Origin of the sequence: Pseudoalteromonas sp. SWYJZ98, from assembly GCF_015864495.1 — a bacterium.
Classification (GTDB): Bacteria; Pseudomonadota; Gammaproteobacteria; order Enterobacterales; family Alteromonadaceae; genus Pseudoalteromonas; species Pseudoalteromonas distincta.
In genome coordinates this window covers 58,394-71,916 of record NZ_JADYXA010000016.1, presented here as the reverse complement: position 1 = coordinate 71,916, position 13,523 = coordinate 58,394, and the positions used below count along the sequence as shown (strand labels likewise).

The 13,523-nt window shown below is 40.7% G+C and carries 9 protein-coding genes; 6 read left to right on the top strand and 3 right to left on the bottom strand.

Annotated elements, in window-relative coordinates:
• Positions 1–99: 99 nt before the first annotated feature.
• The gene (locus tag I6F10_RS11440) at positions 100–1,497 is read left to right on the top strand and encodes an IS4 family transposase (RefSeq protein ID WP_197098862.1); all 1,398 of its coding nucleotides are present in this window, start codon (positions 100–102) and stop codon (positions 1,495–1,497) included.
• Between the two features lie 837 nt (positions 1,498–2,334).
• Here I6F10_RS11440 and I6F10_RS11435 read toward each other — a convergent pair.
• Positions 2,335–3,291: a helix-turn-helix domain-containing protein gene (locus tag I6F10_RS11435; protein WP_149603422.1), complete on the bottom strand. Its 957-nt coding sequence runs from the start codon at positions 3,289–3,291 to the stop codon at positions 2,335–2,337.
• A gap of 220 nt (positions 3,292–3,511) precedes the next feature.
• Here I6F10_RS11435 and I6F10_RS11430 point away from each other — a divergent pair, with 220 nt between their 5' ends.
• Genes I6F10_RS11430 through eat form a run of 3 tightly spaced genes read left to right on the top strand, consistent with a single transcriptional unit; the run spans position 3,512 to position 7,265 of the window.
• On the top strand, positions 3,512–4,918 hold the full coding sequence (locus tag I6F10_RS11430) for an ethanolamine ammonia-lyase subunit EutB (protein WP_197098861.1): 1,407 nt from the start codon (positions 3,512–3,514) through the stop codon (positions 4,916–4,918).
• A complete protein-coding gene (gene eutC / locus I6F10_RS11425) occupies positions 4,915–5,802 on the top strand; it encodes an ethanolamine ammonia-lyase subunit EutC (RefSeq protein WP_138490162.1) in 888 nt (295 codons plus the stop codon). The genes I6F10_RS11430 and eutC overlap by 4 nt, the downstream gene beginning before the upstream one ends.
• Positions 5,803–5,861: 59 nt before the next feature.
• Positions 5,862–7,265: an ethanolamine permease gene (gene eat, locus I6F10_RS11420; RefSeq protein ID WP_197098860.1), complete on the top strand. Its 1,404-nt coding sequence runs from the start codon at positions 5,862–5,864 to the stop codon at positions 7,263–7,265.
• A 125-nt stretch (positions 7,266–7,390) separates the two neighbouring features.
• Here the strand turns inward: eat and arfB are convergent, their stop codons facing one another.
• Complete coding sequence (gene arfB / locus I6F10_RS11415; RefSeq protein WP_002959105.1) at positions 7,391–7,804, bottom strand: alternative ribosome rescue aminoacyl-tRNA hydrolase ArfB; 414 nt, start codon at positions 7,802–7,804, stop codon at positions 7,391–7,393.
• 191 nt (positions 7,805–7,995) lie between these two features.
• Here arfB and I6F10_RS11410 point away from each other — a divergent pair, with 191 nt between their 5' ends.
• Positions 7,996–8,568 carry a hypothetical protein gene (locus I6F10_RS11410; RefSeq protein ID WP_002959106.1) on the top strand — a complete coding sequence of 191 codons (573 nt, stop codon included), beginning with the start codon at positions 7,996–7,998 and terminating at the stop codon, positions 8,566–8,568.
• Between the two features lie 103 nt (positions 8,569–8,671).
• Here the strand turns inward: I6F10_RS11410 and katG are convergent, their stop codons facing one another.
• Positions 8,672–10,852 (bottom strand): catalase/peroxidase HPI, encoded by a 2,181-nt coding sequence (katG, locus tag I6F10_RS11405; RefSeq protein WP_197098859.1) that lies wholly within the window; start codon positions 10,850–10,852, stop codon positions 8,672–8,674.
• Between the two features lie 903 nt (positions 10,853–11,755).
• On the opposite strand from katG, the gene I6F10_RS11400 reads away from it, so the two are divergent.
• A complete protein-coding gene (locus I6F10_RS11400) occupies positions 11,756–12,646 on the top strand; it encodes a tetratricopeptide repeat protein (protein ID WP_002959108.1) in 891 nt (296 codons plus the stop codon).
• Positions 12,647–13,523: the final 877 nt, after the last annotated feature.

The window sequence follows — 13,523 nt, the reverse complement described above, 5'->3', positions numbered from 1 at the left end:
CTGACTCTTATACACAAATAAATTAGGCTTCAATTGAACTTTACTTATATCAGTCGATCAGATCAGTTATAACGAAAAAACCGATCGAGTTTAATTATTATGCTGATAAAAGATACTGAAAAATGGGCTAATCATTTGTTTAAACATGCTGAATTAGGTGATGAACGACGCACTAAACGCCTGGTAAAAATAAGTCATCAAATGGCAAGCAACACAGGAAGTTCTATTGTGAAAGCATCTGGCTCACAGGCCTCTATTGAAGGCGCATATCGCTTTCTTCGCAATGATAAAGTTGACGCAGATAACATCGCTACCGCCGGTTTGAATTCGCTGTTACCTACAATAACGCTGTCAAACACAATCCTTGCGCTAGAAGATACATCAACATTGTGTTACCGACACAATGTGACTAAAGAGCTCGGACATACTGGCGCATATAAACAAAGCTCTTCTAAAGGGATGTTGGCGCACACCGTCCTTATGGTCGATGCAGAAACAGAGCGTACTATTGGCTTGGGTGCACAACATCGTTGGTGCAGAAAAGATGAAAACTTTGGTACCGCTAACGACAGAAAACGCCGCAAGTACGAAACAAAAGAAAGTTATAAATGGCAACGCTCGTCGGAAGAAATGAGTACCCGATTTGCAGATGTCATGGACAATATCATAAGCGTTTGTGATCGAGAATCTGATATGTTTGAGTATATTGATTATAAAACAATAAATAATCAACGATTTGTAGTGAGGGCCAAGCATGAGCGGGTCGTGAATGCAGACGGCGATAAACTAAGTCCCTACATTGAAAATCAATCTAGTGAAGCTTCATATTCGGTTAAGATACAGCAAAAAGGAGGCCGAAAAGCACGTATTGCGAAAGTAGCTGTACGTTATGCTTGCATTACTATTTATCCGCCTAAAAAACACAAGAAACTTGGTGGTATGAATTTAACAGTAATAAGTTGCAACGAGATTGATCCACCAAGTGGAACAAGTCCTTTGTCGTGGAAATTGTATACAGGCGAACCGATAAATAGTGCTTCTGATGCACTAAAGATAGTTAGATTTTATGAACTAAGATGGCGAGTTGAAGAGTTCCATAAAGCGTGGAAGTCAGCGGGCACTCAAGTTGAGTCGTTTCGCATGCAAACGCGAAATAATCTAGAAAAGATCATTGTAATAACAGCATTTATTGCGGTGAGACTTCTCCAGTTACGCGAGCTTGTTGTCGATAAAGATAATGCAAAATCAATTAGTTGCGACAATTTTTTCAATCTTCTTGAATGGAAACTGTTGTGGTCAAAGACTGAAACTAAAAAAGCACCTAACACAACACCTTCATTACATTGGGCTTATTATGCACTTGCCAAATTAGGCGGGTGGCACAACAGCAAGCAAACAGGTGTTGTTGGTTGGGAAGCTTTATGGAAAGGTTGGTTTTCACTGAGCCAACTGCTAGAAGGCGCTCGATTCATGCAAGCGCAACAACAGGAGATGTGATCAAGAGACAGGTGTCAGGATAGTTGTCGCCTCTAACTTTTAATANAGCAAGCAAACAGGTGTTGTTGGTTGGGAAGCTTTATGGAAAGGTTGGTTTTCACTGAGCCAACTGCTAGAAGGCGCTCGATTCATGCAAGCGCAACAACAGGAGATGTGATCAAGAGACAGATCCTGACACAGGGGGAAACCTCTTTGTGAATAACAGCCCTTAAAATATGAATGCACAAAGAGAAGAAAAAGAGGAGCAAATGAGCAGACAAAGTCCATTTGTTTAAGTTATATGATATTTCACCACCGAGGAGCTGTGCGCTACACCGAGAAAGCACGAGTAATGGTTAGTCACTGCTCCTTGTTTTCTCCTTCACTTCTCGGTGGTGATTAAGTTACTTGTTTACTAATGCATCCAACTAAATGTAAAAGCGGTGCTTTTAAACGCCAGCAAGCTGCTCGTCTACAGGTGTTTTAACTGTTTGTGATGGGTTTGCACGATGTAGGTGAGGTTCTATACCTCGCTTTTACTTTTAGTTCTTTATTATTTTAACTTCCAAGCTACTCTCTAAAAGCGCAGCGCCTCTAAACCTCTTTGTGAATAACAGCCCTTAAAAATGTGAATGCACAAAGAGAAGAAAAAGAGGAGTAAATGAGAAAACACGAGTAATGTTAGCTTTTAAACGCCAGCAAGCTGCGCGTCTACAGGTGCTTATACTCAAGTTAGAGTATGGTCTGTAGAAGGTTACTTGTTTACTAATGCATCCGATTAAATATAAAAGCGGTGCTTTTAAACGCCAGCAAGCTGCGCATCTACAAGTGTTTATACTCACGTTAGAAGTGTAGTTTCTAACCTTTAAAACTATTATTTTTAACTGTTTGTGATGGGTTTTCACCAAATAGTTGCGTGTAATCTTTAGCAAATTGTCCCGCATGCCAAAATCCCCAATTGGCTGCTATTACTGAAATGGGCTTATCTTGGTTTGGTTTTTTTAGTTCCCGCCTTACATTATTTAAACGGGTTAAACGTAAAAACCGCAAAGGGTTAATTCCTAAAATACTCTCAAAGCTATACTGAAGTGTGCGCCTACTTACAAAGGAAAGCTCGCACAGCTCAGTTATGGTTATTGGGTTTTGTGGATTTGTGGCCACGTAATCTTTTACCTTATCTACTACGGCTTTTCGGTGTTTATAACTTGGCGCAATATTTTGCTGCGGATTGTCTGCTTGTAATAAGTGTAGTGCCAACATGTTTAGCATATCTTGCTGTGATTCGGTTCTAAGTCCAAAGCCCTTGCCTATAACCATGCTATTAATTATTTGTCTTGCCGTTTGCAAAGATGAGTTGCTCACCGATAAGCGAGCTGATTGTGCAGATGCCAGGTTTTTCAATGTTACGCCTTGAAGCTGCGCCATATATTCAATTGAGTTCCAATCGATTACCAAACCATAAATATTAAATTGCTCAGGGGTTATCAACTCAAAGTCGTTATCACTTGTACGGCACATAAATTGATTACTTGCCACACTTAAACCATTAATTTTACTTTGCTGTGACTGACAAGGAATGCCAAGCCAAACCGAATTAGGGGCTATGTTACATTGCTGACGAAGCGCTCGCTCAGTGTATTCTTTAAACACATGAATATTGGCGTAATCAGTTTCTTCAATACAACCATAAAAGCTGCCGTCGCTCATTTGATCGTATTTTTGCTGCCATTGAGTAAGGCTATGCGCTTGCTCGTCTATATCGTGTGTTTGCACCTTGCTCTTTAGTGGTGCGCTGAAGCTACTTTGCTGCGCCATATCGGGGATGCTCTTTTTCGTTACACTTTCATTATGCTTAAGTTAACACCGCTTTGCGTGTGTAACCAATTGAATTGGATTAATAAATAATCTTTTGCCGAAATTCGATAGTTACTTGGTACAAAATAAGCTGTCTTGTAACTATTCAATATTGATTTATAGCTAAAGATGCAGCAAAACCTATACCAAGGTTGATCATATTAGTTATGTGGAGTAAATCATGGGGCAAGCGTACAGTTACACTTTAGGTACACATACTTATAAATTCAAGAACTTAGCCCAGTTAATGGCTAAAGCTACACCGCAGCGTTCGGGTGATCGCTTAGCGGGCGTAATTGCACAATCAGCACAAGAACGTGCTGTGGCACAAATGACATTGGCGGATATTCCTCTTAAAACATTTTTAAATGAGGTACTTATTCCCTACGAAGATGACGAAATTACACGCTTAATTATTGACGAGCACGATGCAAATGCCTTTATGGCTATTGCACATTTAACCGTAGGCGATTTTCGTAATTGGCTTTTAAGTGACTTTGCAACACCTGCTGTACTTGCAAGTATAAGGCAAGGTATTACGCCCGAAATGGCTGCTGCAGTTAGCAAAATAATGCGCAATCAAGATCTCATATTAATTGCTAAAAAGTGCCATGTTACGAGTGCTTTTAGAAATACTATTGGCCTCCCCGGGCATTTATCTACACGTTTACAACCAAATCACCCAACTGACGATATTAATGGTATTGCTGCGTGCATGCTTGATGGTTTGCTATACGGTAATGGCGATGCAGTAATAGGTATAAACCCAGCAACCGATAACGTTGCCCAAGCCATTAAATTAATGACGTTAATGGATGATGTTATTCAAAAGTACGCCATACCAACCCAAAGTTGCGTACTCACCCATGTTACTAACACCATTGAATGTATAGAAGCTGGCGCACCAGTTGATTTAGTATTTCAGTCGATTGGTGGCACAGAGGCTACTAATTCAAGTTTTGGTTTTAATTTAAATACCTTAGCTGAAGCGCAAGATGCGGCTTTGAGTTTAAAGCGTGGCACTGTTGGCAATAATGTAATGTATTTTGAAACTGGGCAAGGCAGTTCGCTTTCAGCAAATGCGCATCATGAGCTTGATCAGCAAACGTGCGAAGCTCGCGCTTATGCAGTTGCTCGTAAGTTTAACCCGTTACTGGTAAATACCGTGGTGGGGTTTATTGGCCCTGAATATTTGTTTGATGGTAAAGAAATTACCCGAGCAGGACTTGAGGATCACTTTTGCGCTAAGTTACTAGGCATACCGATGGGATGCGATGTGTGTTACACCAATCATGCAGAGGCTGATCAAAACGATATGGATAACTTGCTTACGCTATTAGGTGTTGCTGGTTGCTCGTTTGTAATGGGAATACCTGGCTCTGACGATATTATGCTTAATTACCAAACTACGTCTTTTCATGATGCATTATATGTTCGCCGTGTACTTCGCTCTAGACCTGCCCCTGAGTTTGAAGCATGGCTAAGCAAAATGAAAATAATGCAAAGCACTACCGATATTACACTTTCAGATACCTTGCCTCCCGCTTTTGCTAAACCTCTGGGTGCAATTACTGGAGGTGGCTCATGAAATCACGTTCAAAACAGAACACTCCTTTAGATGACTCAGTAAACGAGCATAAAAATAACGGTAATGTAGTGCATAACCCTTGGAGTGATTTACGCCGTTTTACCGACGCCCGTATTGGGCTTGGTCGCGCTGGTATAAGTTTACCCACCTCAGAAATGCTGGCTTTTCAGCTATCTCACGCACAAGCGCGCGATGCGGTGAGTTTTCCGCTTGATATTAACGAAATGACTGAGCAACTAGGCAGTATTAGCGTATTAAAAGAAGTTGCCCCTCCCCTGCATTTACACAGCCAAGCTGTTGACAGGGTTACTTACCTTCAGCGACCCGATTTAGGCCGCAAGCTTGATGAAAATGGTAGGCAAATACTTCTCAGCTATATGAATAAACAAAAGCACACTACGCAGGCTAAATACGATTTAGCGATTGTAGTGGTTGATGGACTCTCCTCGTTAGCGGTACAAAAAAATGCATGCCCATTTATAACAGAGCTATTAGCGCACCTTACAACAGACAAGCAATTTAAAATTGCCCCCATTACTTTGGTTGAACAAGGTCGAGTAGCAATTGGCGACGATATAGGTGAGTTGCTAAATGCGCAGGTGGTTATGGTGTTAATAGGAGAGCGCCCAGGACTTAGTTCGCCAGATAGCCTTGGCTTGTATTTAACATGGGAGCCTAAAACAGGACTTAACGATGCATGTCGTAATTGCATATCGAATATTCGCCCAGCAGGCCTACCTTATACAGAAGCGGCTAGGCGTGCGCTGTACTTATTACGTGAAGCTAAAAAACTAAAACTAACTGGGGTTAATTTAAAAGACCGTACACAGGACGATGTAATTGAGCATCAGGTTTCAACCACTAACTTTTTAATTGCTGAGTAATTTTAATTAAAAACACATGAAATAAAAAAATAAAAACTAAACATCAACGGAGAAGGGTTATGTCTACTAATAATACAGAGTACCTTGCTAAAAGGCAGTTAAAACGAGGTACTGCGGGGTGGTTATTACTCGCAGGTTTGGGTGTGTCGTATGTAATATCGGGTGACTTTGCAGGTTGGAACTTTGGTATTGCCGAAGCGGGTTGGGGTGGCTTTGCCATTGCTGCAGTGTTAATGGCAGTTATGTATTTAGCGCTGGTATTGTCGCTTGCTGAAATGTCAGCTGCAATACCTGCAGCAGGCGGTGGTTATAGTTTTGCGCGCCAAGCTATGGGGCCTGCGGGAGGCTATTTAACCGGGCTTGCGGTATTAATTGAATACGCTTTAGCGCCCGCTGCTATTGTTATTTTTATAGGCTCTGCAGTTGAAGCCCTCACTGGGTTTAATGGACCATGGGTATATGCATTATTTTACTTACTATTTGTGGGAATTCATTTAGCAGGCGTAGGAGAAGCACTTAAAGTAATGATGGTAATAAGTGGTTTAGCAGTATTAGCTATTATTGCAACGGCTTTTTTTTTAATTACAAATTTTGATGCATCACGCTTATTTGACGTCCCCGTAACCGATGCAGTGGGAGCCAGTGAGTTTTTACCTTTAGGTTGGTACGGGGTTTGGGCTGCATTACCGTTTGCCATGTGGTTATTTTTAGCGGTGGAAGGTGTACCGCTTGCTGCAGAAGAGGCAAAAGATCCCGCTAAAGATGTGCCAAAAGGCATTATTGGTGCAATGATCTTTTTGTTATTTACTGCTTTTTTAGTTGTTGTTTTAGTGCCTGGCGCTGGCGGTGCTGCTGCAATGGGCGCAAGTGCTGTACCTTTGGTTGATGCATTAAATGCATCGGGTAGTGAGGGCTTAGCAACTGTAGTAAATATATTAGGGCTTGCGGGTTTAGTTGCTTCGTTTTTCTCTATTATTTATGGTTATAGTCGCTTAGTGTTTGCTTTATCTAGAGCCGGATATTTATCGCGTTCGTTGTCGATTACGACTAATCGCAAAGTGCCAGCACGTGCGTTGATTGTACCTGCCGTATTTGGTTTTTTAGTATCACTCAGTGGTGAGGGTGATTTAATACTTGCAATGGCTGTAGTAGGTGCAACGGTATCGTATGCATTAATGGCGCTGAGCCATATTTTGCTACGCGTTAAACAACCTGATTTACCTCGCCCGTATAAAACCCCAGGTGGCGTAGTAACGTCAAGTATTGCTTTAGTGCTTTCGCTTATAGCATTAACGGGTGTGTATGCGTTCGACCCTCGTGCATTTTTATACACTATAATGCTGTTTATTGTGGGCGCCGTATATTACTTTGGCTACAGCTCAAAACACTTAGTTGCTAAAAGCGCTGATGAAGAGTTTGCAATGTTGGCAGATGCAGAATCTGATTTAGAGATGGCTAAGTAAATATTAATAGTTATTATAAGTGAGGCTAGCCCTCACTTATATTTTTATACAAGCAATACGGTGTAAAAATAGCGCATGCATGTAAATATCAAGCCCCTAATCTACTTTATTAATATCATTTAAAGCTAAAACTTTATGCTGCCGCGTAGCGCTTTGTTTTGCCCATGCTTGGTTTTTTTGTCCATGCGCTTTCGCTGTGAATTACGGCTGGGCTTGGTGGCTCGACGCGCTTTATTAACTACCGTAGCACTAAGAATTAAATCCTTTAAACGCTTAAGGGCATCTTCTCGATTTAGCTCTTGGGTACGGTGGCTCTGCGCTTTAATGATTAAGACGCCGTCTTTGGTAATTCTTGTATCATTTAAGGCAAGTAAGCGTTCTTTGTAGAAGTCAGGTAATTTAGAGCGGTTAATGTCAAAACGTAAATGAATTGCACTTGCTACTTTATTAACATTTTGACCACCGGCACCTTGCGAACGAATAGCTGTGAGCTCTAGTTCCCATTCATCGATAGTGACAGTATTTGAAATTGTTAACATTGTGTTCAGCTCTATTTGTCAAAAATACATTATATCATCAGTACATTAGCTTGTGGTGAATCAACTAAATTCTTAGAACTTAAATAAATTCTCATAAATTGTACTATAAATCAGCCAATATTTTATTTTGTGTTGGCAAGTGTTGCTTATTAGTTTCTAATTGGCACTACTTTAATACTAGGAAATGCTCAATGAAAAAAATACTTGTATCACTTAGCTTATTAGCGATGAGTTTCTCAAGCCTTGCAGAGGATATTAACGAAGGTCAACTTCAAAGCTATATGAAAGCACTGCCAGCTGTGACTAGCTGGGCAAGCAGCCAAGAGTCGTTAAAAGACTTAGATTTAGCAAGTATGCTAGGTGGTTCTGCAGATCAAAGTGTTGGCGAACAAAGCTCTTTAGCTAACAGTGCATTAAGCATGATTAAAGAACAAGACCTATACAAAAGCTTTGCGAGTGTTACAAACCGTTACGGTTTTACGCCAGAGCAGCTAGTAACTGTAGGTTCTGAAGTATCAATGGCTTATATCGAAAATCTTAAGTCGGGCCTTTCTGCTGATAATCAAGAAACTGCTAATAAAGTAATGGGCGGTTTTCAAAGTATGAAAAGTGCTAAAGATAAAGGCGCTAGCTCATTAATGGGTTCGTTTGGTAAATCATCAAGCGCAGCTGAGGAGTCTACAGAATCTTTAGTAAGCGAAAACAACCTTGAACTTGTGAGCGAATATATGCCACAACTACAAAAGCTTTTTGCACTTTTATAAGTTTTATTGCTTTAAAAAAAGCGGGCTTATCTAGCCGTGAAATTAAAACGCATAAAAAACGGGGGAGTATTCAATACTCCCCCGTTTTTATTTAGCGTACAGATTATTTAAGATCGAACCTGTCTGCGTTCATTACTTTTACCCATGCATTTACAAAGTCATGTACAAAACGTTCTTTATTATCGTCTTGTGCATAAAACTCACTTAGGGCACGCAAAATAGAGTTTGAACCAAACACTAAATCTACGCGTGTGGCAGTCCATTTAATGGTGCCTGTTTTGCGTTCAACAATATTGTAAAGACCTGGCTCTAGTGGCTTCCAGTTGTTGGCCATGTCGGTTAGGTTTACAAAAAAGTCGGTAGATAGCGTGCCTACATTATCGGTAAATACACCATGTTTAGTGCCTGCGTAGTTTGTGCCTAGTACACGCATGCCGCCCATAAGTGCAGTCATTTCTGGTGCTGTTAAGCCCATTAATTGGCTGCGCTCTAGTAATAACTCTTCGGCTGATACTGCGTAATCTTTTTTCAGCCAGTTTCTAAAGCCATCGTGAATTGGTTCTAGTACATCAAACGATTCTGCATCAGTCATTTCGTCTGTTGCGTCTCCTCGTCCTGGTGCAAATGGTACTGTTACATCAACACCGGCTTGTTTTGCCGCTTGTTCAACAGCCGCTGTACCACCTAAAACGATTAAATCGGCCATGCTTACAGGCTTAGATAAACCCGCTTGTACTTTTTCAAGGGCACTAAGCACACTTGCTAAGCGCTCTGGCTCATTACCTTGCCAATCTTTTTGTGGTGCTAGACGAATACGTGCGCCATTTGCGCCACCGCGTTTATCAGAACCACGATACGTACGCGCACTATCCCACGCTGTATTTATTAAATCACTCGCGCTTACACCGCAATCAAGTAGCTGTGCTTTTAAGCTTATGATTTCATCGTCTGATAATGTGTAATCAACTGCTGGAATAGGATCTTGCCAAATTAGGTCTTCGCTTGGTACATCTTTACCTAAGTAACATGCTTTAGGACCTAAATCGCGGTGAGTTAGCTTAAACCATGCGCGTGCAAATACATCAGAGAAGTATTCAAAGTCGTTATAAAAACGCTCAATAATTTTACGGTACGCAGGGTCCACTTTCATGGCCATATCGGCATCGGTCATCATTGGGTTTAAACGAATTGATGGATCTTCTACGTCTACTGGTTTGTCTTCTTCTTTAATATTTACAGGCTCCCACTGATGAGCGCCAGCTGGGCTTTTAGTGAGTTCCCATTCGTAATTTAAGAGTAAGTGGCAGTATCCGTTATCCCATGTTGTTGGGTGTGTGGTCCATGCGCCTTCAAGGCCTGAAGTTACAGTATGACGACCAAAGCCGCCTTCTTTGGTACTGTTCCAACCTAAACCTTGCTCGTGTACGTCTGCTGCTTCTGGCTCTGGGCCTAAATGCTCTGCTTTACCATTACCATGAGTTTTACCCACTGTATGGCCGCCCACTGTTAATGCTGCTGTTTCTTCGTCATCCATTGCCATGCGTGCAAATGTTTCACGTACATGAGCCGCTGTTTTAAGAGGATCTGGTATACCATTAACACCTTCAGGATTAACGTAAATTAGGCCCATTTGTACTGCGGCTAATGGATTTTCCATTGTGTCTGGTTTTTCTACATTGTCGTAGCGTTCATCACTAGGCGCTAACCATTCTTTTTCAGCTCCCCAGTAAATATCTTTTTCTGGATGCCAAATGTCTTCACGGCCGCCCGCAAAGCCATAAATTTTTAGACCCATTGATTCGTATGCCATGTTACCTGCAAGAATAAATAAATCGGCCCATGAAAGTTTGTTACCGTATTTTTTCTTAAGTGGCCATAAAAGTCTGCGTGCTTTATCTAAGCTTGCGTTATCTGGCCATGAATTTAAAGGCGAGAAACGTTGGTTACCGGTACTTGCGCCACCACGACCATCAGATAAACGGTACGTACCCGCTGAGTGCCATGCCATACGAATCATTAAACCACCGTAATGGCCCCAATCGGCAGGCCACCAATCTTGGCTGTCGGTCATAAAGGTTTTTAAGTCGGCTTTAACTTCGTCTAAATCTAAAGATTTAAATGCTTCTGCGTAGTTAAAATTAGTACCGTATGGATTTGATTTAGTATCGTGTTGATGAAGAATGTCTAAGTTGAGTGTGTTTGGCCACCAATCGGTGTTTACTTTAGAAACAACTGAATTACTACCGTGCATAACAGGGCATTTACCCGCTGTTGGCTTGCTCATTGTGAAATCCTTAAAATAGAAAAGTAAAATACTTAATCAATCAGTATTATTGCTTATGTGTTTATAACTTTTTAAAAAGTAACGGTTATTTTTATTTAATAGGCTTAATTTTTACTCAGCGTGCCTACCTAAGTGCTTACGTATCCTTAATATAGGCGTATAAATTATGCTACGCCAGCCTCAACATACTATTTAAAACGATTGCTCCAATTTATATTTTTGATTGCCCTTACGTTAATGGTGTATTTAACAATAGGCTTAAAGTCGCGTTTAAAATAATAGTAAAAAGGTTAGATGGCGCTCATATAAGGTATTACGCAAAATAAAAATACAAAATCGGTGAATCAACCTTAATCTTTTTACTAGACCTGTGATCGAATTGAAAAATTTCGGCGTAATGGTATGTGAAGGGTTTGAAAGTGGCTTTAGTTTACTAAAGCGCACATTGGAATACCCCCCTTCACCATGAAATTGTAGTTAGATAGTTATAATGATAAAGGTGCATTACTTAAGCCCAATGCACCTTTACTTTATAAACCGAATACTTTGAGTATTCTTATATTTTTAACTAGTTGAATTGAATTAAGTATTTGTTCATAAAGATTCAGTTAGTATGAAGTTGTTCTCCTGTGAATCCCTACGACATATTGTTGTTTTAAGCAGTTTTTGCCAGCTCACCTTGAGCTGGTTTTTTTTGCCTATTTTTACTCAAATTACCTGAGCATGGGTAATATGCTCACGCTTTACCCTATTATTGCTAAGCTCACTAGGCTAAAAAAATTTTACAACTATTGCTCCTATCTAAATTAGGTCAATTTTAATCCACAAAGAACAACACGCCCTAGTGCCATTAAGCCCTGCATGTTAAAGTTATTACAGTAATTAATTTAATTAGGCGTACCAATGCGTTATTACCTATCTGTACTTTTTGTTTGTTTAACTTTGTTTTCAGGCATAGTGAACTCTGCTGAAAAGCAACCAGCTTCACCTACAGCACAACAAGAGCAACAAGCTCTTCAACAACTCAAAGAGCCTATGTATAAGCCGCTAATGGAGCGTTACATATTAGATGAGCTAAAAGCAGTTAGGCAAGATCAGCAAAAGCTTCGTGAAGATGTAACTAAGCAGGTTACTCATGCGCAGCTTGATACTGCAGATCGCGCATTAACGTACACTACAGATACCATTAATAATGTGTTTTTTATAATTACCGCTACGGCGTCGATTTTAGTTTTAGTGGGTTGGAACTCGTTGCGCGATGTTAAAAATAAAGTAGAAGATATTGTAAATACGCGTGTGAGTGTAATTACAGACGAGTATGAAGACCGATTAAAAATTCTTGAAGAAAAACTACGCGTTCGCTCAGAAGAAATACTCAGCAACCAAGAGCGCATATCGGTGACTAACGAAGTTCATTCGTTGTGGATGCGCGCAAACCTAGAAAGTGATTTTGCAAATAAAATTGAAATTTTTGATGAGATACTCAATCGCAAACCTGAAGATGTTGAAGCCATTGCTTATAAAGCCGATGCACTACTAGAAATTAATGAAACAGCACAAGCCATTGAGCTGTGTAACCAAGCAATTGATATAGATAGTGACTATGGTTATGCCTATTGGCAACGAGCCTGTGCTTATGCACTTACGCACAAACATGCTGATGCCTTAGCCGATATTAAAATGGCACTTGAATACTCTCCAAACTTACGTAATGAATTATTACACGAGAGCGCATTTGCAAGCCTGCATGACAACGACAGCTTTAATACGATAGTGGCTGGTGAAGTTGTTTAAGCACTAAGAATTTGGCCTGTATGATTAGGCGCAACACCATAAAAAAGGGCTTTGGCCCTTTTTTTGTTTTTAAAGGTAAATTTTGTTGTGTAATTAAGTAATTAGAAGCTACGCTTCTCGCGCGAGCAAGCTTAGCGCCTACGTGGAAAACTTACACTCAGCAGTTTAATTTACCTGTAGACGCGCTGCTTGCAGGCGTTTAAAAACGTAGTTTTTAGGATGGGTGATTAAGTAATTAGAAGCTGCGCTTCTCGCGCGGGCAAGCTCTGCGCCTACGTGGAAAACTTAACGCGGTGGCTAAAATTCACTTGTAGACGCACTGCTTGCAGGCGGTTAAAAACGTAGTTTTTAGGATGGGTGATTAAGTAATTAGAAGCTGCGCTTCTCGCGCGAGCAAGCTCTGCGCCTACGTGGAAAACTTAACGCGGTGGTTAAAATTCACTTGTAGACGCACTGCTTGCAGGCGTTTAAAAACGTAGTTTTTAGGATGGGGGATTAAGTAATTAGAAGCTGCGCTTCTCGCGCGAGCAAGCTCGGCGCCTACGTGGAAAACTTAACGCGGTGGTTAAAATTCACTTGTAGACGCGCTGCTTGCAGGCGTTTAAAAACGTAGTTTTTAGGATGGGTGATTAAGTAATTAGAAGCTGCGCTTCTCGCGCGAGCAAGCTTAGCGCCTACCTGTGAAACTTACACTCAGCAGTTTAATTTACCTGTAGACGCGCTGCTTGCAGGCGTTTAAAAACGCAGTTTTTAGATGGTTGAATTAATACCAACCCGCAATAATACTTAATCATTTTTAGGGGCTAAACGTGTCGCTACCTGCGTTAAAAAATTCTCATTTAGAACAACCCAATAGCGAATTTTTTGCCTAGCTATC

Excerpts from the sequence above, each read along its gene's own strand:
- I6F10_RS11440 (WP_197098862.1), top strand. The coding sequence starts at position 100 with ATGCTGATAAAAGATACTGAAAAATGGGCTAATCATTTGTTTAAACAT.
- I6F10_RS11435 (WP_149603422.1), bottom strand. The coding sequence starts at position 3,291 with ATGGCGCAGCAAAGTAGCTTCAGCGCACCACTAAAGAGCAAGGTGCAA.
- I6F10_RS11430 (WP_197098861.1), top strand. The coding sequence starts at position 3,512 with ATGGGGCAAGCGTACAGTTACACTTTAGGTACACATACTTATAAATTC.
- eutC (WP_138490162.1), top strand. The coding sequence starts at position 4,915 with ATGAAATCACGTTCAAAACAGAACACTCCTTTAGATGACTCAGTAAAC.
- eat (WP_197098860.1), top strand. The coding sequence starts at position 5,862 with ATGTCTACTAATAATACAGAGTACCTTGCTAAAAGGCAGTTAAAACGA.
- arfB (WP_002959105.1), bottom strand. The coding sequence starts at position 7,804 with ATGTTAACAATTTCAAATACTGTCACTATCGATGAATGGGAACTAGAG.
- I6F10_RS11410 (WP_002959106.1), top strand. The coding sequence starts at position 7,996 with ATGAAAAAAATACTTGTATCACTTAGCTTATTAGCGATGAGTTTCTCA.
- katG (WP_197098859.1), bottom strand. The coding sequence starts at position 10,852 with ATGAGCAAGCCAACAGCGGGTAAATGCCCTGTTATGCACGGTAGTAAT.
- I6F10_RS11400 (WP_002959108.1), top strand. The coding sequence starts at position 11,756 with ATGCGTTATTACCTATCTGTACTTTTTGTTTGTTTAACTTTGTTTTCA.